15 protein-coding genes are annotated in these 18,583 nt (G+C 71.0%); 5 read left to right on the top strand and 10 right to left on the bottom strand.

What is annotated here, in order from left to right; all coding sequences use genetic code 11:
* Window positions 1-2: 2 nt before the first annotated feature.
* The 3 genes from GFH48_RS37175 to GFH48_RS37165 all read right to left on the bottom strand — a co-directional run bounded on the left by GFH48_RS37175 (window position 3) and on the right by GFH48_RS37165 (window position 3,787).
* Entirely contained in the window at window positions 3-977 is a 975-nt protein-coding gene (locus tag GFH48_RS37175; protein ID WP_153292448.1) for a carbohydrate ABC transporter permease, read from the bottom strand.
* A gap of 26 nt (window positions 978-1,003) precedes the next feature.
* A complete protein-coding gene (locus GFH48_RS37170) occupies window positions 1,004-2,317 on the bottom strand; it encodes an ABC transporter substrate-binding protein (protein ID WP_153292447.1) in 1,314 nt (437 codons plus the stop codon).
* Window positions 2,318-2,608: 291 nt separating this feature from the next.
* A complete protein-coding gene (locus GFH48_RS37165) occupies window positions 2,609-3,787 on the bottom strand; it encodes an ROK family transcriptional regulator (RefSeq protein WP_153292446.1) in 1,179 nt (392 codons plus the stop codon).
* Between the two features lie 182 nt (window positions 3,788-3,969).
* Between GFH48_RS37165 and GFH48_RS37160 the strand changes: the two genes are divergently transcribed.
* The gene (locus GFH48_RS37160) at window positions 3,970-6,093 is read left to right on the top strand and encodes an alpha-galactosidase (RefSeq protein ID WP_153292445.1); all 2,124 of its coding nucleotides are present in this window, start codon (window positions 3,970-3,972) and stop codon (window positions 6,091-6,093) included.
* Window positions 6,094-6,512: 419 nt separating this feature from the next.
* On the opposite strand, the gene GFH48_RS37155 is transcribed toward GFH48_RS37160, so the two are convergent.
* Window positions 6,513-7,151: a hypothetical protein gene (locus GFH48_RS37155; protein ID WP_153292444.1), complete on the bottom strand. Its 639-nt coding sequence runs from the start codon at window positions 7,149-7,151 to the stop codon at window positions 6,513-6,515.
* A gap of 278 nt (window positions 7,152-7,429) precedes the next feature.
* Here GFH48_RS37155 and GFH48_RS37150 point away from each other — a divergent pair, with 278 nt between their 5' ends.
* The gene (locus GFH48_RS37150; RefSeq protein ID WP_228121174.1) at window positions 7,430-8,626 is read left to right on the top strand and encodes a glycoside hydrolase family 64 protein; all 1,197 of its coding nucleotides are present in this window, start codon (window positions 7,430-7,432) and stop codon (window positions 8,624-8,626) included.
* Between the two features lie 49 nt (window positions 8,627-8,675).
* Here GFH48_RS37150 and GFH48_RS37145 read toward each other — a convergent pair whose 3' ends face one another.
* Window positions 8,676-9,794 (bottom strand): sulfite oxidase, encoded by a 1,119-nt coding sequence (locus GFH48_RS37145; protein WP_153292442.1) that lies wholly within the window; start codon window positions 9,792-9,794, stop codon window positions 8,676-8,678.
* A 37-nt stretch (window positions 9,795-9,831) separates the two neighbouring features.
* Window positions 9,832-10,539: a TetR/AcrR family transcriptional regulator gene (locus GFH48_RS37140; protein ID WP_153292441.1), complete on the bottom strand. Its 708-nt coding sequence runs from the start codon at window positions 10,537-10,539 to the stop codon at window positions 9,832-9,834.
* 129 nt (window positions 10,540-10,668) lie between these two features.
* On the opposite strand from GFH48_RS37140, the gene GFH48_RS37135 reads away from it, so the two are divergent.
* Window positions 10,669-11,232: an NADPH-dependent FMN reductase gene (locus GFH48_RS37135; protein WP_153292440.1), complete on the top strand. Its 564-nt coding sequence runs from the start codon at window positions 10,669-10,671 to the stop codon at window positions 11,230-11,232.
* 114 nt (window positions 11,233-11,346) lie between these two features.
* Window positions 11,347-12,024 carry an AIM24 family protein gene (locus GFH48_RS37130; protein WP_153292439.1) on the top strand — a complete coding sequence of 226 codons (678 nt, stop codon included), beginning with the start codon at window positions 11,347-11,349 and terminating at the stop codon, window positions 12,022-12,024.
* 55 nt (window positions 12,025-12,079) lie between these two features.
* On the opposite strand, the gene GFH48_RS37125 is transcribed toward GFH48_RS37130, so the two are convergent.
* Window positions 12,080-13,864 (bottom strand): M4 family metallopeptidase, encoded by a 1,785-nt coding sequence (locus tag GFH48_RS37125; protein WP_153292438.1) that lies wholly within the window; start codon window positions 13,862-13,864, stop codon window positions 12,080-12,082.
* 419 nt (window positions 13,865-14,283) lie between these two features.
* Here GFH48_RS37125 and GFH48_RS37120 point away from each other — a divergent pair, with 419 nt between their 5' ends.
* The gene (locus tag GFH48_RS37120; protein WP_153292437.1) at window positions 14,284-14,910 is read left to right on the top strand and encodes an alpha-ketoglutarate-dependent dioxygenase AlkB; all 627 of its coding nucleotides are present in this window, start codon (window positions 14,284-14,286) and stop codon (window positions 14,908-14,910) included.
* A 44-nt stretch (window positions 14,911-14,954) separates the two neighbouring features.
* Here GFH48_RS37120 and GFH48_RS37115 read toward each other — a convergent pair whose 3' ends face one another.
* The 3 genes from GFH48_RS37115 to GFH48_RS37105 all read right to left on the bottom strand — a co-directional run bounded on the left by GFH48_RS37115 (window position 14,955) and on the right by GFH48_RS37105 (window position 18,302).
* Window positions 14,955-15,554, bottom strand: a complete 600-nt coding sequence (locus tag GFH48_RS37115) for a TetR/AcrR family transcriptional regulator (RefSeq protein WP_153292436.1) — start codon at window positions 15,552-15,554, stop codon at window positions 14,955-14,957.
* A complete protein-coding gene (locus GFH48_RS37110; protein ID WP_153292435.1) occupies window positions 15,551-16,996 on the bottom strand; it encodes an MFS transporter in 1,446 nt (481 codons plus the stop codon). The genes GFH48_RS37115 and GFH48_RS37110 overlap by 4 nt, the downstream gene beginning before the upstream one ends.
* Window positions 16,997-17,099: 103 nt before the next feature.
* Window positions 17,100-18,302, bottom strand: a complete 1,203-nt coding sequence (locus GFH48_RS37105; protein WP_194280786.1) for an FAD-dependent monooxygenase — start codon at window positions 18,300-18,302, stop codon at window positions 17,100-17,102.
* Window positions 18,303-18,583: the final 281 nt, after the last annotated feature.

Below are 18,583 nucleotides of genomic sequence, written 5' to 3'. Positions count from 1 at the left end.
GGTCACCGGTCCTCCTTGCGGAAGGTCTGGACGAGGAAGGTCCCGATGGCGGCGAGGGAGACCAGGAGCAGGACGACCGCGAGGGCGGAGCCGTAACCGATGTGGCTGGACTCACCGATGATGTTGTCGGTGATGAGCAGGGAGAGCAGTTCCATGCCGGGTTTGCTGCCGACGCCGCCGCCGAGGACGTAGACGATGTCGAAGGCCCTCAGGGACTCCATGACCGTGACGACCAGGATGATGATGTTGACCGGTTTCATGGCGGGGAACACGACGCGCAGGAAGGTCTGCCGGCCGTTGGCGCCGTCGAGCGCCGCGGCCTCCTTGAGCGCCGGGTCGAAGCCCTTCAGGCCGGCCAGGTAGAGGATCATGATGTACCCGGTGTGCCGCCACCCCGAGGCGACGAGGACGGCCCACAGGTTGAGGTCGGCGTTGCCGAGCCAGTCGATGTGGTGACTCGAACCGGCCGCGCTCAGCAGGCCGTTGAGGAGTCCGGTGTCGGGGTTGTAGATGATCTCCCAGATGAAGCCGACGACGGCCAGGGAGAGGACCATCGGCAGGAAGATCGCGGTCTGGTAGATCCTGGTGAAACGGATCTTCCGGTCGAGCTGGTAGGCGAGGAAGATGCCGAACGGTGTCGGCAGCAGGGCCGTGAACAGCAGCCAGATCACGTTGTGCCGCACCGCGGGCCAGAACGGCGGGTAATTGGTGAAGATCTGCTGGTAGTTGTCCAGGCCGATCCAGTGGATGTCGGCCAGGTCGATGCCGTCCCAGGTGGTGAAGGACAGCCCCAGGGAGGCCAGCGCGGGCAGCCAGACGAAGAAGAGCAGGGCGGCGAGCGGAATGCCGATGGCGACGGTCAGGAAGAGCCGGTCGCCGGGGCCGAGCCGGCGGGGACGTCTGGGCGGACGTGTGCGGGGACGTTGCGGCACGCCGGGCGTGCCGGGTGCGGCGGGTGTGACAGGGGTGGTGGACACGGTGCGGGAGACCTTTCCGGTCCTGGTCAGGCCGTGAAGAATCGCGAGCGCTGGGATTCGATCTTCTTCAGCGTTCCCGTGCCGTCGTCGGGGTGGCCGAGCCACTGGGTGAGGCCGGGAAGCACGACGGTGGAGATGAAACCGGGGTCGCTGTCGCGGTCCGCGAACTGGCTGATGTGCTTGGCGGAGGCGATGAGTTGCGCGGACTTCTTCTGGAGCGCGTTGTACGAGCCCGTGTCCGCCTGCTCGTTGACGGCGAGGTTGCTCGGGTCGACCCCCATGTACAGCTCCTCGGCGTGGGCACCCCCGAGGAACTCCAGGAACTTCTTGGCGCCGTCGGCGTTCTTGGGCCTGCGGCTGAGCATGAAGCCGTCGGTGGGGGCCTCGACCGCGTCCTGGCCGTGGGCGGCGTCGATCTCGGGGAAGGGGAAGAAGTCGATGTCGGCGCGGATCGCCTCGTCGGTGATCTGCTGGCCGAGGAAGAGCCCGATGACGGCCATGCCCGACTTCTTGTCGAGCAGCGACTGGGCGGCGTCCTGCCAGGAACGGCCGCCCGCGCCCTGCTGGTAGTAGGGCGTGAGTTCGCGCCAGTGGTCGAGGGTGGCGACGGCCCGCGGGTCGGTCCAGGAGACCTTGCCGCGCATCAGCGACATGTGGAAGTCGTAGCCGTTGGTGCGCAGGTTGAGGTAGTCGAAGGCTCCGAGGATGCTCCAGCTGTCGCCACCGCCGTACCCGGAGGCGATCGGGGACAGGCCGTCCCGCTTCATGCGCTTGGCGAGCGCGACGAACTCGCTCCACTTCTGCGGGACTTGGTAGCCGCGTTCCTTGAAGACGCTCTTGCGGTAGAAGACAGCCCACGGGTAGTTGTACAGCGGGACGAAGTAATACTTTCCGTCCTCGCCGCGGGAGAGCTGCTTCGTGGCGTCGCTGAAGCCGGCGCCTATCTTGTCCCACACGTCGTCGAGCGGTGTGCAGAGCTTCTTCTTGGCGAAGTACTGCATGCGGTATCCCGCGAACCAGGTGAAGACGTCGTCCGGGGTGCCCTGCAGATAGGTGGAGATGCTCTTCTGGAAGGTGTCGTGGTCGACGGTGTTCGTCTTCACCGTCAGCCCGCTGTCCTGGCCGAACCCCTTCGTCAGGGCGGCGTAGGCGGACTTGGGGGTGGCGTCGGCGCCGTTGGAACCGAAGGTGACCGTCTTCGGGTCGGCCCCCGCTCCCCCGCCGCACGCGGTCAGTACGGGCGCGGCCAGTGCGGCGGCGCCGAGTCCGAACAGCCCGCCGACGACTCTGCGCCGGCCGGGGTCACGCGCAGCCAGGGGATTGCGGCTCTGCTGCGTCATCGTCGCTCCTCATGCGTGTCAGTACGTGGCTGATCTGCGGTGCGTGTGTGCTGTCGAGTGGTCCGGGCCGGCTCCGCGTTCGTTGTCGATGCGTGCGCGTTGCCGGTCCGGGTGCGTTGCCGATCCGGGGTGAGTGGTCGATCCGGGGTGAGTGGTCGAAGCGGTTCGTGATCGGTGCGGGTGCGTCATCGGTGCGGATGCGTGGCTGATGCGGGGGGATGGTCGACGCGGGTGCTCGGCTGATGCCGGGGACGGCGCGTCGGTGGACGGTCTTCGGCGCGTGCCGCGCCCTCAGTGCGCTTCCGAGGTGATGAAGGACTGGATCGCGGTGGCCGCGGCCCCGCGCGCCCACTCCTCGAAGGGCAGCGGGCGGGTCTGTACGTCGCACATCGCGGCCGACCCGAAGGCGGCCGCTCCGAACGCGTCCCGGATCTGCTCGGCGAACAGGTCGTAGGCGGCGAGTCCTTCGCCGGAGATGATCACGCGCTCGGGGCCGAGCAGGTTGGCCACGGTCGCGATGCCCCGGCCGATCGCCTCGCCGGCACGGGCGTACACCTCGCGCGCTCCGGGGTCGCCGTCGTGGGCCAGGTCCAGTGCCGCGGCGGCGTCGGCCACCCGTACACCCGTCACCTCCCGGACCTGGGCGACGATCGCGGAGTCCGAGGCGATCGCCTCGACACAGCCGCGGTTGCCGCAGTGGCAGAGCGGACCGGCCGGGTCAATGGGGACATGCCCGATCTCACCGGCCACGCCATGGGCTCCCGCGACCACCCGACCGTGCACGACCAGACCGCAGCCGATGCCCGCGCCGACCGTCACCACGGCGAAGTCGGACAGCCCCACGCCGGCGCCGAACCACTGCTCGGCCACCGTCAGGGCCCGTACGTCGTTGTCCACGGTGACGGGCAGTCCGGTGGTCATCCCGGCCAGTTCCGCGAGCGGCACGTCGCGCCATTCCAGGAACGGCGAGTAGCGCACCACGCCGGCCGACCGGTCCACGTCACCGGAGACGGCGATCCCGATGCCCTGCACCCGCACCCCGAAGCCGTCCGCCTCCGTCAGCAGCTCCTGGACGAGCCCCGCGGTCGAGGCCAGCACCGACCTCGGCGCCCGGGACGTGAGCGGCACGTGCCGGGCGACGCGGATGCGGCAGCAGAGGTCCGTGAGGACGGCGATGAGTTCGTCGCCCGTCACCTTGATCCCGATGAACAGGGCCCTGCCCCCGTCGACCCGCACCGGGTTGGCGGGCCGTCCGAGAGCGGGCTGCCGCGCGTCCTCGGCGACGTCCTCCAGGAGGTAGCCCGCCTCGATGAGGGGACGGACCGCCTTGGTGACCGCCGCGGCCGACAGCCGGGTCCGCCCCGCTATCTCCGACCGCGTGAGCGGACCGTGGGACAGCACGGTGGTGAAGATCTGGGAAGCGGCCGGCGTGTGGGCCGGGAACGCCTCGGGGGGAGAGGTCGAGCGCATGGCCGGAACCTAGGGTCATTATTTTCTGCTGTCAATGAAAGAAACAGGATTCGCTTGAGAACCCTCGGTGAGGCACCTTTGACCTGCGAATCCAAAACCTGGATGGGGCATTGACACGTGATCCATGGTCGGGGTTGGCTTTGACTTGTCTCGTACGTGGCACCATCTGAACGTGAGGACCCATGTCGCCGATCTCCTTCGCCCCGGACACCGGGGTCTGGCTGCTGTCCACCCCGCGCACCTCGTACGCGCTGCGGGTCGACGAGACCGGTGCGCCGTGCCATGTCGCGTGGGGCCCGCGGCTGACCCTCGAAGAGGCCGGGCGGCTCGCCGCCGCACCCCCGGCCGTCGCGGCCAGCAGTTTCGAGGGCCGGCCCGGGGTCGGGGAGGAGCTTCCCGTCGACGGCGGGACGCGCTACGGACCGCCGTCCCTACAGGCGCGGTTCGAGGACGGGTCCCGTGCCTTCGAGTGGCAGCCGGCCGGCCACGACGTACGCGAGGACGGGGGCGAGGGCGAGCTGACCCTGTCGTTCCGGGACCGCCGCTACCCCCTGCGGGTGGAACTCCACTACCGGGTGCGCGACGACACCGACGTCATCGAGCGCTGGACGGTCGTACGCAACCTGGGCGACCAGCCGGTCACGCTGCTGCGCGCCGACTCGGCCGCGTGGACCCTGCCGCCGCTGCGGGACTACCGGCTCGGCCACGTCACCGGCCAGTGGTCCGCCGAGAGCAGGCTCCACCGGGACCGACTGGCCCACGGCGAAACGGTGTTGACCAGCCGCCGCGGGATCACCAGCCATCACGCGAACCCCTGGGTGATGCTCGACTCGGGCGAGGCGACGGAGGACCACGGCCGGGTGTGGAGCGCCGCCCTCGCGTGGAGCGGGAGTTGGCGCGTCACCGTGCAGCGCACCCCCGACGGGCGGGCCGGGTTCACCGGCGGCCTCGGCCAGGACGGCACGACCGTCCCGCTCGCCCCGGGCGAGGAGTTCACCGCTCCCCCGTTCGCGGGCCTGTGCACCGACGGCGGCTTCGGAGCGGCCAGCCGGGCCTGGCACGCCTACGTCCTGGCGCATGTGCTGCCGCACGCGCGGGAGGACGCGCCGGTGCTCTACAACTCCTGGGAGGCGACCGGCTTCGACGTCGACGAGGTCGGACAGAAGGCGCTCGCCGAACGGGCCGCGGCGCTCGGGGTGGAACTGTACGTCGTCGACGACGGGTGGTTCGGGGCGCGCCGCAGCGACCACGCGGGACTGGGCGACTGGACGCCGGCGGCCGACCGGTTCCCGGACGGGCTCGCGCCACTGGTCCGCGCGGTGCACGGACTCGGGATGCGCTTCGGCCTCTGGGTGGAACCCGAGATGGTGAACCCGGACAGCGACCTGTACCGCCGGCACCCGGACTGGGTGCTGCACTTCGCCGGCCGGACCCGCTCGGAGCTGCGCAACCAGCTGGTCCTCAACTTCGCCCGCGACGAGGTCGCCGACTGGGCCTACGCGTGGCTGACCCGGCTGGTCGGCGACCACGGCATCGACTTCCTCAAGTGGGACATGAACCGCGCGTTCAGCGAGGCGGGCTGGCCCGGGCGGCAGGACGGCACGGACCGCCTCGGACCCCAGTACGTACGGAACCTCTACGGTGTCCTCGACCGGCTGCGCGCGGATCACCCGGCGCTGCGGATCGAGTCGTGCAGCGGCGGGGGCGGGCGGGTCGACCTGGGCATCCTCGCCCGTACGGACCAGGCGTGGGCCTCGGACAACACCGACGCCGCCGACCGGATGTGGATCCAGCACGGCTACGGCCAGGTCTACCCCGCGCGCACCATGGGCGCGTGGGTGACGGACGTGCCCAACCAGCTCACCGGCCGTACGGTCCCCCTGCGTTTCCGCTTCCATGTCGCGATGGCCGGGGCGCTGGGCATCGGCGGCGACCTCACCCGCTGGTCGGAGGAGGAACTGCGGGACGGTGCCGACCTGGTGGCCGAGTACAAGAGGGTGCGCCACCTGGTGCAGCACGGCCGACTGGACCGGCTCGCACCACCCGCGGAGGACGCCGTTTCCGCGGTGCAGTACACCGCCCAGGACGCCTCGGAGACCCTGCTGCTGGCGTACCGGCGGGTGGGCCGGCACGGCAGTCCGCGGCCGCCGGTCCTGCTGCGCGGTCTGACCCCTTCGGCCCGCTACCGTGACGCGAGCACCGGCGCCGTGTACGACTCGACCGTGCTCGCGGAGTACGGACTCGTCCCCGACCTGCCTCCGGGCGACTGGTCGAGCACGACGACGCACCTGATCCGGGAGGCCTGAGCCGGGAGGTCTGGGCCTGGGGCCACGAGGCCTGAGCCGGGAGCGGGGAGCCGGGAGCGGGAGCAGGGAGCAGGGAGCGGGAGCAGGGAGCGGGAGCCGGCAGCCACGAGCCGGCAGCCCTGAGCCGGTGATCGTGCCCGGGCCACAGACGGGCGTGGGCGGGATCACCGGCGGAGCCGGAGGCGCGAAACCGGAGGCGCGAAACCGGCCGCGAGCAGCGGGCGTTGGCAGGCAACGGCCCGCGACAAGCAGCCGCCACGGCAGGCGGCGGCCGACGACAGCCGGCGACGGGCCGTCGGCAGCGGCTGAGGGCAGGCGACGGCCGATGACGTCCGGCTGACAGCCGGCACCGGCCGACGACAGGCGGCCGGCGACAGGCGGCTGGCGACAGGCGACAGGCGACAGGCGGCTGCGCCAGGTCAGTACCGCTGCGCCTTCGTCAGACGCGGGGTCAACTGGGGCGTGGTGGGCTGCCGGCTGATGGCGACGGGCTGGGCACGCTTGCCCGGCCCGAGGTTCTCCGCACCCACGAACCGGGTCTCGACGACCTTGCCCTTGGCGTCCTCGAAGTCGACCCGCACGGCGTACGACGCCTTCTTGTCCGTCTTGTTGGTGATGCTCACGAGCACCGCGAGCAGCCCGCCGGTCTGCCCCCGGGGCAGGCCGGTCATCGCCACCTCGGACCTCGCGTTCCCGCCGCCCTGCACCTTCTTCAGTTCGGCCTCCGCCGCCGCGCTCGCGCGGGCGGTGTCGGCCGAGACGGACGCCGCGAACTCCGACGCCGCCGCGGACAGGGACGAGGCCGCCGCCGAGGCCGAGGACCGGGCGGAGGCCACGGCCGAGGAGGCGGCCGACGCCATGGCGGACGGCGCGCTGCCGGAGAACGAGGAGGTGACCGGCGCCGACGGGAGGGCGCTCGCGGAGGCGGCGCCATTGTCGTTGCCGCCGCCCGTGCCGCACGAGACGACCGCGGCGCCGCAGGTCAAAGTGGCCAGGAGGGCCGCGGCCGGACGGCTTCGGCCGATCCGTCGCGGGCCGCCGTAGGTGCGTCTGCTCATGAAGCTCGTCCTCTTCCTGCCGGTCCGGAACCCGGTCCACGGGCCTTTTCCATGCTCGGTGCCCCTCCCCGTGTCCGCGATCGGTGCTGACCCGTTGGGGTGCCCGGCCCGACGGAGGCCCAGGGCCCGTCCGCCTGTGCTTGGACCAGACCAGTTCTGCGCGAATCGTTGACATGTACTCCACCCGACGCAATTCTGAGAGCGCTCTCAAAGAATCCGGACGGCTTCCGTCCGCAGCGATCCACCTCGTTGGAACCCCCACGTCAAGGAGGAAGAGAGTGCCCGGAAAGCACACATGGCGGGCGTTGGTGGTGGCCGCGGCCACCCTCACCGCCGCGCTGCTGACATTCGGAGCGCCGTCCGGCGCCGAGGCGGCGGTCCCCGAGACGATCCCGCTGAAGGTCACCAACAGCTCGGGGCGCGGCGACCCTGTCTACCTCTACGATCTCGGCACCCAGCTGTCGACGGGGCAGCAGGGCTGGGCCGACGCGAACGGCGCCTTCCACGCCTGGCCCGCCGGGGGCAACCCGCCGACGCCCGCTCCGGACGCCTCGATCCCCGGACCGGCGAACGGCCAGTCGAAGACGATCCGCATCCCCAAGTTCTCCGGCCGGATCTACTTCTCCTACGGCCAGAAGCTCGACTTCCGGCTGACCACCGGCGGCCTCGTGCAGCCGGCCGTGCAGAACCCGAGCGACCCCAACCGCAACATCCTCTTCAACTGGTCCGAGTACACGCTCAACGACTCCGGCCTGTGGATCAACAGCACCCAGGTCGACATGTTCTCGGCCCCCTACGCCGTGGGCGTGCAGCTCGCCGACGGGAGCACGAAGACCACCGGCCACCTCAAGTCCGGCGGCTACACCGGGTTCTTCAACGCCCTCCGGGGACAGCCGGGCGGCTGGGCGAACCTGATCCAGACCCGGTCCGACGGCACCGTCCTGCGGGCCCTCGCCCCGGGCCACGGCATCGAGTCGGGCGCGCTCCCCGCGACCGTCATGGACGACTACGTCAACCGTGTGTGGCAGAAGTACAGTTCGTCGACGCTGACCGTGACTCCGTTCACCGACCAGCCGAACACGAGGTACTTCGGGCGCGTCTCCGGTGGCGTCATGAACTTCACCAACAGCGCCGGAGCGGTGGTCACCAGCTTCCAGAAGCCCGACTCCGACAGCATCTTCGGCTGCTACAAGCGGCTCGACGCCCCCAACGACCTGGTGCGGGGCCCGATCTCACGCACCCTGTGCGCGGGCTTCAACCGCTCCACGCTGCTGACCAATCCCAACCAGCCGGACACCGGATCGGCCGGCTTCTACCAGGACACCGTGACCAACCAGTACGCCCGCAAGATCCACGCGCAGATGGCCGACGGCAAGGCCTACGCGTTCGCCTTCGACGACGTCGGCACCTACGAGTCGCTCGTCCACGACGGCAATCCCCAACAGGGTTACCTCACGCTGGACCCGTTCAACTGACCGCGCTCCGGGCGGTCGGTGGGACACGAGCCCCCGGCCGCCCCGGAGTTCAGTCCTGGTCCACGCACAGGACCGGAACGTCCTGGACGAGGTTGTTCGCGAACCCGCCGCGGTTCCAGGGCTGTCTCAGCGGCTGGGTGTTGCCCTCGGCGTCGGTGGCGCGCGCGCTCAGCGTGTGCCGTCCCGGCGTGGCCGTCCAGGCGAAGTGCCAGCGCCGCCAGGCCCAGCGGTGCCCGCCGGCCGGATCCAGGGCGGCCTCCCGCCACTCGCGGCCCCCGTCCGTACTCACTTCCACGCCGGAGACCGGCGCCCACCCCGACCAGGCGCGCCCCTCCAGGGGCACGGCACCCTCGCGGACCACCCGGGACCGGGACATGAAGTCGGGAAAGCCGGGCGGAACCAGCAGGGCCCGCGGGGCGATCCGCGTGACCGGTTCCCCCACCTCCCCCGCGTCCTGGCGCAGACGATAGGCCGCCACCTGCTGGAACCCCTCGAACGGTATGTCGATCACCGTGATCCCGCGCAGCCACTTGACGTGCGCCATCCCGTACCACCCGGGTACGACCAGCCGAAGCGGAAACCCGTGCTGGGGCGGCAGCGGGGCGCCGTTCATGGCGTAGGCCACCAGCACCTCGGGGTCCTCCCCCAGGGCCGCCGCCACGGGCAGCGATCGCTGGTAGTCCTGCTCCACCCCGCGCTCGACCCCGTGGTCGGCACCGGTGAACACCACGTCCACCGCATCGGCCCCCACTCCGGCCTCGGCCAGCAGAGTCCGCAGGGGCACGCCCGTCCACTCGGCCGTGCCCACCGCCTCGACCAGCCATGGCTGACTCACCGGGCGAGGGGTGAGCAGCGCCCGCCCGTTGCCCGCGCACTCCATGGTCACCCGTTGGGTGACGGCGGGGAACGAGGTCAGCTCGGCCGTGCCGAGTACCCGTGGCCGCCGCACCCGCCCGCCGATCGAGAGCCGCCAGGGGGAGCCTTCGGCGTACGGGATGTCGTAGTGCGTCATGACGTAGTGCAGGCCGGGCGGGGTGATGTCGTGGCGCAGGGCCTCCAGGGGCAGCCCGTGGTTCCGGGCGGCGAGAGCCAGCTCCTGCCGGCCGATGTCCTCGCCGGGGGCTGCCACCCTCGCAGGTCCGCTCACCTCGTCAAGGTGATGTCCCATGCCCGTATTCTCCGCCCGCGCGCCGGGCGGGGCCACGTCATGCGTGGCCGTTCGCCTCCGGCGGGCGCGAAGGTGCGGGCCCGTCCCGGTTCGGCGCCCGGCGGGTGCTCCGCTCCACCAGGTCGTGCCAGCCCGACTCCAGCCGCTCCATCGTCATCCCGCGCTGCCGGGTCAGGTGGAGGATCAGTGCCGGTTCGAGATACCCCATCAGCGTCTGCGCGAGCAATTCACCGTCCGCCTCCGGGACGGCCTCGCGCAGCAGCATGGCGACGTGGGTGAAGCGGACGCGGTACGGAGCCGAGCTGAAGCGGCGGGAGGCGTCCCGTTCGGCGGCGATGTACAGATCCAGCCGGTCGCGGGTCTGGCGCAGCGCCGCGCAGCCGAAGGCGTGCAGCCGGTCGGCCGGTGAGGCTCCGGGACCCAGCGGGGCGGGGCCCGCCAGGAAGGCGGCCTGGAACTGCTGTTCCGTGTGGTCGAGCAGGGCCATCAGGAGGCCGGTGCGGTCGCCGAAGCGCCGGAAGACGGTTCCCTTGCCCACCGACGCGGCGACGGCGACGGCCTCCATCGTCACGTTGGCGACGCCGTGCTCCTCCACCAGTCGGGTCGCCGCCTCCAGCAGCCGGGCACGGTTGCGCGCCGCGTCGGCGCGCAGTTGCGGGCCCTCGGGCCCGGATGTCAGCTCGAGCAGCACGGGCTGGGTGGCGGGTTCCGGTCCCTTCGGGAAGGGCGGCAGCGGGGTGGGCATGAACACAGCGTAACGGCAACCGGGGTCAACTGGACCCCGGTCCGCTTGAGTGATAGAACCTTGAACAGACCAACAAACGGACCTCGGTCCGGTTTATTACGGCAACATTTCGTCCCCGGGAGTTCCCCCATGTCTGTACGTATCCTCGCGCTCGTCGGCAGCCTGCGCGCCGGCTCCCACAACCGCCAGCTCGCGGAGGCGGCCGTCAAGCTCGCCCCCGAGGGCACGGAGATCGAGCTCTTCGAGGGCCTCGCCGACGTCCCCTTCTACAACGAGGACCTCGACGTCGAAGGCGGTGTCCCGGCGACCGCCACGGCGCTGCGCGAGGCCGCGGGCCGCGCCGACGCCTTCCTCCTCTTCTCGCCGGAGTACAACGGCACGATCACCGCCGTGCTGAAGAACGCCATCGACTGGCTGTCCCGCCCCTACGGTGCCAGCGCCTTCACCGGTAAGCCCGTCGCCGTGATCGGCACCGCCTACGGCCAGTTCGGCGGCGTGTGGGCGCAGGACGAGGCCCGCAAGGCCCTCGGTATCGCGGGCGCCACCGTCCTCGAGGACGTCAAGCTCTCGGTTCCCGGCTCCGTGATCCGCTTCGCCGAGACCCACCCGGTCGACGACGCCGAGGTCGCCGGCCAGCTCGCCGAGGTCATCGGCCACGTCACCGCCGCGGCCGGCACCGCCGACGCCGCCTGACGACCCGCGTGAAGGGCCGGTCCGGCGACGCCGGGCCGGCCCTTCACGCGTCCCCGGCCGGCGGGCCTCTCCACGATCTTGGCGGAACGGAACCCTCCGGGCCAAGATGCCTGCATGAAGGGTGATCTTTTCTCCAGTGACCACATGGTGCAGCCCGCCGTCACGCCGGGCATGACCGTCCAGAACGCCAAGTCGATCAAGTACGCCGTCAACGGCGACATGCTCGCGCGCCAGGGGGCGATGATCGCCTACCGGGGCGATCTGCAGTTCGAGCGCAAGGGCCAGGGCGTGGGCGGCATGCTCAAGCGGGCGGTCACCGGCGAGGGGCTTCCGCTGATGACCGTGCGCGGCCGGGGCGAGGCATGGTTCGCGCACGAGGCGCAGAACTGCTTCATCGTGGACATCGAGCCGGGCGACGTCTTCACCGTCAACGGCCGCAACGTCCTGTGCTTCGACTCCACGCTGGCGTACGAGATAAAGACCGTGAAGGGCGCGGGAATCACCGGCGGCGGCCTGTTCAACAGCGTGTTCACCGGGCACGGCCGACTGGGGCTGATCTGCGACGGGAACCCGCTGGTCATTCCCGTGTCCCCGCAGGCGCCGGTGTTCGTCGACACGGACGCGGTCGTCGGCTGGACCGCCCATCTGCACACCTCGCTGCACCGGTCGCAGTCCATCGGATCGATGATCCGCGGCGGCTCCGGCGAGGCCGTCCAGCTGAAGCTGGAGGGTGAGGGCGTGGTCGTGGTGCGCCCCAGCGAGGTGACTCCGCAGAAGGCGCAGCAGCACTGAGGACCGGGACGGTGCAGGGGCCCCGCCGCACGGCGGGGCCCCTGCACGTGTGCGCTCAGCGCCCGGTGGCGGGGGTGTTGGCGGCCGTCACGTTGACGGCGGCCCACGCCTTGTCCACGGCCCGGTGCTCGGCACCGGTCGCGCCGTACAGATCGGCGGCGGCCTTGAGCGTGGCGGTCCGCGCGTCGTGGAAGTCGGTCGTGGAGACCATGTACCGGGTCAGCGCGCGATAGAAGATCGCGGTGGCCTTGGCCCGGCCGATTCCGGCCACCGACGAGCCGTCGTACGTCGGCGACTCGTATTTCACGGCGCCGATCGTCTTGCGGCCGCTGCCCTCGGCGAGCAGGTAGTAGGCGTGCGAGGAGACGCCGGAGCCCGCGTGCACCTCGGCGTCGCGGGCCGCCGGCGACCAGTAGTCGATCGTTCCCTCCAGTTTGTCCAAAGAGGGGTGGTCGAGACGGCGCAGGAACTTCTGGGCGAGACCCAGTTTCTCGCCCATGAGGTAGTTCGGCGGGTTCTTCGGGTTGTTCGCGGCGAACTCGACGTTCGAACCGAAGATGTCGGCGAGCGACTCGTTGAGGGCGCCCGGCTCGCCGTACTGGTTGCCGTCCCGGTCCACCCGGGTGGGTTCGAGGGCGGCCGTGGCGTCGACGACGCCGTGGGTCAGTTCGTGTCCGGTGACGTCGAGAACGACCAAGGGCTTCTTGAACATGGCGCCGTCGCCGTCGCCGTACAGCATGCAGCCGCACGTCGAGTCCCAGAAGGCGTTGCCGACCTTCCTGCCGAAGTGGACCATCGCGCGGGCGCCGGTGCTGTTGTTCTTGATGCCCTTGCGGCCGAAGGTCTTCTTGTAGAAGTCCAGCGTCTTGGTCACGCCGTACTGCGCGTCGACCGCGACGGTGGCCCGGTTGGCGGTCGTGCCGGTGCCCCACTTGTCGGTGGTGCTGGTGAACTTCTTGCCCCGCGCGAAGGATTCCAGCTCCCGGCCGCCCGCGTCCCTGGTCTCGGTGTTCCACCGGGTCGGGTCCTTGAGGAGGTAACTGGTGCGCGCCGTACGGGTGGTGGTCAGCGTCACCTTTCCGGCGAAGAGGGACGTGCCGCTGCCGGTGGCGGTGACCGGGTAGTGGACCGCCGCTGCCGCGGTCGCCGCGAAGAGGCTGGTCGGCTGTCCGGCCGCACCCGTCGCGGGGTCCGCCGTCTCGCCGCGCTCGCGCAGCGTCTCCCGCAGGGACGGCGAGATGAACTCGTCGCTGTCGGGGTTGTTGCTGCGGATCCGGCCGGTCCGCGCGTCCACGACGACCGTGCGGGAGCCGCCGGCCGATGTGGTGTCGCTGTCCGACACAGGCACCCGATAGGCGAGAACGGCCGCGCCGTCCCGGGCGTCCACGACCAGTTGAGCGGTGCCGGCGTCGCCCTCGGCGGCCGAGGCGGCCTTCTGCTCGGCCTGCCCCGCCGTGAGCTTCGCCTCGGTGGTGGACGGCTCGACGGTGTGGTCCGCGGCCCGGGTCACACCGAGATAGGCGGACCGCGCGCCGAGATGGATCACGAGGTCGCCGCCGAGTACCGGAAGTCCCCGGTGACTGCGGACGAATCGGACGTGACGCTTGCCGTCCGGGTCCGTCATGACGTCCGTGGCCCGCAGGGTGTCGCCGGGGCCGACCCCGGTGGCCGACGCGTGGGCGAAGGCGGCGGCCCGGGCCGCGTCGACCGGCGAGGAGGCCGAAGTCGCCGGGCGGGAGGGCGAGTCGGGGGCCGCGGCGAAGGCGGGGCCCACCGGGAGCGTGACGGATGTCGTCACCACGACCGCGATCGCCATGCGTCGTATGTGGGGTCTGCGCACTGAGTTCCTTCGAACAGGGCGGCAGGTATCACCAACCGCCTGGGCACACAGCGCTGTTGGACGCCGTGGGGGCCGTTGGGCCCCTAGGCGAAACCCTCACCGATTAGCCATGTCCATGTAAAGGAAGAAGATCCTCTTCGCGCACTTCGAGGCGATCTTTTTACACATGTTCACTTTTCGGTGACCACGGCGTGACCACCCGTACGTCTCTCGAACAGATGGCTGAGGGTGGCGAAGGGTTGCCCCTCCGGAGGCTCCGACCGGCGTATGTGACCCATGTCGCAGCGACTCCGGCCCGTGGCGCACACGAGCGGGGGTGGCGAAGCGCCGGATCGCACGCCGGGCCCGCGAGGAGAGCACCCGCGGGACGACGGTCTCGATAATTGAACACACATTCGATTGCGGAGTACGCTGGACACATGTCCACGCATCTCCAGGGCTCGCTCTTCGACCAGGCCGACGACCTCTCCCTCGCTCCGCTCGACGGAACGCGCCGGACCGTGCTGGGCGCAGGGGCCTGGATCGACCTGCTGCCCGGGTGGCTGAACGGTGCCGACGCCCTCTTCGAGCGGCTCGTCGACGAGGTGCCGTGGCGCGCGGAACGCAGGCAGATGTACGAGCACGTGGTGGACGTACCGCGGCTGCTCTCCTACTACGGGGCGGGCGACGCGCTGCCGCACCCGGTTCTGGACGAGGCACGGGCCGCCCTGTCGGCCCACTACGCCGACGAGCTGGGCGAACCGTTCACCACCGCGGGCCTGTGCTACTACCGGGACGGCCGGGACAGCGTGGCCTGGCACGGGGACCGCATCGGCCGGGGCGCGCGGGAGGACACCATGGTCGCGATCCTCTCCGTGGGCGCCCCACGCGACCTGGTCCTGCGCCCCCGGCGGGGCGGCGACACCGTGCGCCGTCCCCTGGGCCACGGCGACCTCGTCGTGATGGGCGGCTCCTGCCAGCGGACCTGGGAGCACGCCGTACCCAAGACGGCGCGTGCGACCGGACCGCGGATCAGCGTCCAGTTCCGCCCGCACGGGGTGAACTGAGGCCACCGGCCCGCGCCCGCCCCCGTCCAAAGGCGCCGGCGGTCCTACGGGGTCAGCAGCGCCTGCACCGTCGGACCGTACCGCTCGACGATGTCCTCGATCGCGGTCGCCCGCAGCCGGGAGCCGCGCGCGATGCCGTACATCACGCCGAGGCCCAGCAGGGTGCCGACGGCGAGCTCGGCGCGCAGGCCGGCGTCGGGGCCGTCGAGGCGCACGGCCAGCTGTTCGCTGACCTGCGTACGGAAGTTGGCGCGCAGCGTGTCGCCCTGCTCGCCCTGGAGCGGGGCGAAGACGATCCGCAGGATGGGGTCGGCGCCGCGCTCGGTCTGACCGACCAGCAGATGGCGGACCATGTGCGCGCCGAGGTCCTCCAGCGGCGCGTCCAGCAGGGCGGCGGCGTCCGTCTCGAACGACATCACGCGCGCGAACAGCGCGTCCTTGTTCCCGAAGTACTTGAGGATCAGCGGCGCGCTCACACCGGCCCGTTCCGCGACCGTCTTGAGGGTGATGTCCGTGTGCGCGTGACGTGCCATGAGGTGCCGGGCCGCGCGCAGGATCGCCGCCTTCGTGGCCTCGGCGTCACGGCGCTGGGCGGCACCGGGGGCTGCCGTGGGTCCGATGGGCGGGACGGACACGGTGCTCACGCTCCTTCCAGTGCCCCGTCCCGGGGCGCCTGCGTACGGCCCGAGGCACGCCGGGTGCCGCGGGACGGGGGGTCCGCGGGGATGGCGAGAGAGGCTGCGCAGGCCACCAGCGCGACCGTACCGGCCATGGCGAAGGCGAGCAGGTAGCCGTGCAGGGTCGGGATCGGGGCACCGCCGATCAGGCTCGTGTGGTGGACGAGGATCGCGGCCACCGCCGCGCTGCTCACCGCCTGGCCGATGGTGCGCATGAGGACGTTCACACCGTTGGCCGAGGCGGTCTGCCCGGCGGGGACGGCCCGCAGGATCAGGGTGGGCAGCGCGGAGTAGGCGAAGGTGGTGCCCGTGGCGCAGACCGCGGACCCCAGGACGACCACCCACAGGTCGCGGCTGTCGAGGATGCGGATGCCGTAGCCGAAGGCGATGATCACGGTCCCTATCGCCAGCGTCACCCGCGCGCCGCGGGCCGCCGAGACGCGCGCCGACACCGGCGAGAGGAGCAGCATGGTCACCCCGCCGGGCAGCAGGCACACGCCCGTCGCGACGATGGACAGGCCGAGTCCGTAACCGGTCTCCTTGGGCGCCTGCACCAACTGCGCGGTGACCAGGGAGTTGGCGTAGAACGCGAATCCGGTGAGCAGCGCGGCGATGTGCGGCAGGGCGACCTTCGGGCTGGTGGCCAGCTTCAGGTCGACCAGGGGCCGTTCGGCACGGAGCTGCTGCGCCCACCACAGGCCGAGGACACAGACGCTGCCGGCGAACAGACCCAGGATCGAGGGGCTGGTCCAGCCCCACTGGCCGCCCTGCGACACACCCATCAGCAGGCAGGTGAGCCCTACGGCCAGGCCCAGCGCGCCGACACTGTCGAAGCGGCCCGGTTCACGGACGGGTGACTCGCGCACCGCCCACCAGGCCAGCACGGTCCCGAGGGCGCCGAGGGCGGTCGTCGCCCAGAACATGACGTGCCAGTCGGCGTACTGGACCACCATCGCGGCGAGCGGCAGTCCGAGGGCGGCGCCGATGCCCACGGTGGAGCTCATCAGCGCCACCGCGGAACCCGTGCGCTCGGGCGGCAGTTCGTCCCTCAGCAGGCTGATCGACAACGGTACGACGGCGGCCGCCGCGCCCTGCAGGGCGCGCGCCACGATGAGCACCCGGATGTCCGACGTGAGCGCGCACATCAGCGACCCGACCGTCATCATCCCGAGGGCGAGCAGGAGCACGCGCTTCTTGCCGTACATGTCGCCCGCGCGCCCCAGTACGGGGTTCAGGACGGCTCCGGCCAGCAGGGTCGCCGTCACCATCCAGGACACCGCGCCCGCCGAGGCACCCGTCAGCCGCGGCAGGTCGGGGAGCAGCGGCACCACCACCACCTGCATGACGGCCATGAGGCTGCCGCCGAGCGCGAGGACCGGCACGGTCAGCCGGTCACGCAGTGCCGCCATGAACACTCCAGGAGTAGACGCGCGAAAAAAGTAGGTGAATAGGAATTCACCATAATGGGTGAATCACTATTCACTCAACGCGCGCCCGTCTCCCGGCAGGCGGCTACCGGCGCGTGCGGGCCTGCACCGTGCGCGCCACGCGCGGTCCCAGCCAGCGTTTGAAACGGCGCAGCGCCTCCAGCCGTCCGGCCGCGCGGTCGATCCGGTAGTACAGCTGCGGCGGTACGTACGGGAGCAGCGGCGAGTGGCGCTGACCGAGCAGGGCGAACATCTGCTCCGCCGGCAGGCGGACGTACCGCGGCAGGTTCTCGTACCACCGGGCGCTGTACCGGGCGGCGCTCTGGACCGACAGGAGCGCGGACCTGCGCTCCTGTTCGTAGCGGGTCAGGGCGGCGGACAGGTCCGGCTCCTCGCCCAGGGCTCCGGCCAGGGCGATGGCGTCCTCGAGCGCGAGCGTGGTGCCGGCGCCGATGGAGTAGTGCGTGGTGTGGGCGGCGTCGCCGAGCAGGACGAGGTTGCCGCGGTGCCAGACGCGGTTGGTCAGGGTGCGGAAGTTCAGCCACTGGGCACTGCCGTCGGCGTGCTCGCGCCCGATCAGGGCGTGGCCGTCGAGGACGTCGGCGAAGATCTTCTCCAGCAGGGCGAGACCGTCGGCCTCGTCGGCCCGGTCGAGACCGAGGCCGTCGCGGGTCTCGGGTGAGCACTCGACGACGCAGGTGCTGAGGTCATCGCCGAACCGGTAGGCGTAGCACCAGATCCAGCCGTGTTCCGTCTCGACGAAGGCGAAGGTGAAGGAGTCGAAGACCTTGGTGGTGCCGAGCCAGATGTAGGTGTTGCGGCCGAGGGTGACGTCGCTTCCGAAGCCGTCGGCGTGCGCGTCGCGCAGGGCGCTGTTGACTCCGTCGCAGGCGACGACGAGATCGGCCTCGGGCATCCGGTCGGCGGTGATCTCGTGTTCGTACTCGACCCGCACCCCCAGGGATCGCGCGCGCTCCGCGAGGAGGTCGAGCAGCCGTCGTCGGCCGATGCCGAACCCCTCGTCGCCGTGGTGCACCGTCGTCCCGCCACCGATGTGGGCGACCCCGTCGCTCCAGCGGACCGAGTTCGCCCGGACCGCGCGCGCGGACTCCGGGTCCCCCTCGTGGAGCTTGTCGAGCAGGGCCGCCCAGTACGTCACCCCCCAGCCGTAGGTCGATCCGGCCGGGTTGCGTTCGTGGACGGTGATGTCGTGGGACGGGTCCTGGCGCTTCATCAGGATCGAGAAGTAGAGGCCGGCCGGTCCGCCGCCGACGCACGCGATCTTCACGCGCACTCCCATGTGTCACACAGAGCGGTCAATTGCGCACGAAGAGTAGCAGGGCTCGCCGGGGAACACCTGCCTCACGGTTCACGCCAGCTTGGGGGCGTGAGCGGCGCCACTCGACACGCGCCGGTCCCGGAAGATCGCCCACGGCGCCCGGACCGACAGGAGGAATTCCGGTTTCCGGTCGATCACCGACGGCCCCCACAGCAAGATCATCTTCGTTCAACCTTGGACGACATCTGCGTAATTGTCCTGATCGCAGCCAACCGACATCCGGCGATTTC

Source organism: Streptomyces fagopyri, assembly GCF_009498275.1.
GTDB classification, from domain to species: Bacteria; Actinomycetota; Actinomycetes; order Streptomycetales; family Streptomycetaceae; genus Streptomyces; species Streptomyces fagopyri.
Note: the sequence above shows the minus strand (reverse complement) of the source record. Positions and strands in the feature narration are given on the sequence as shown.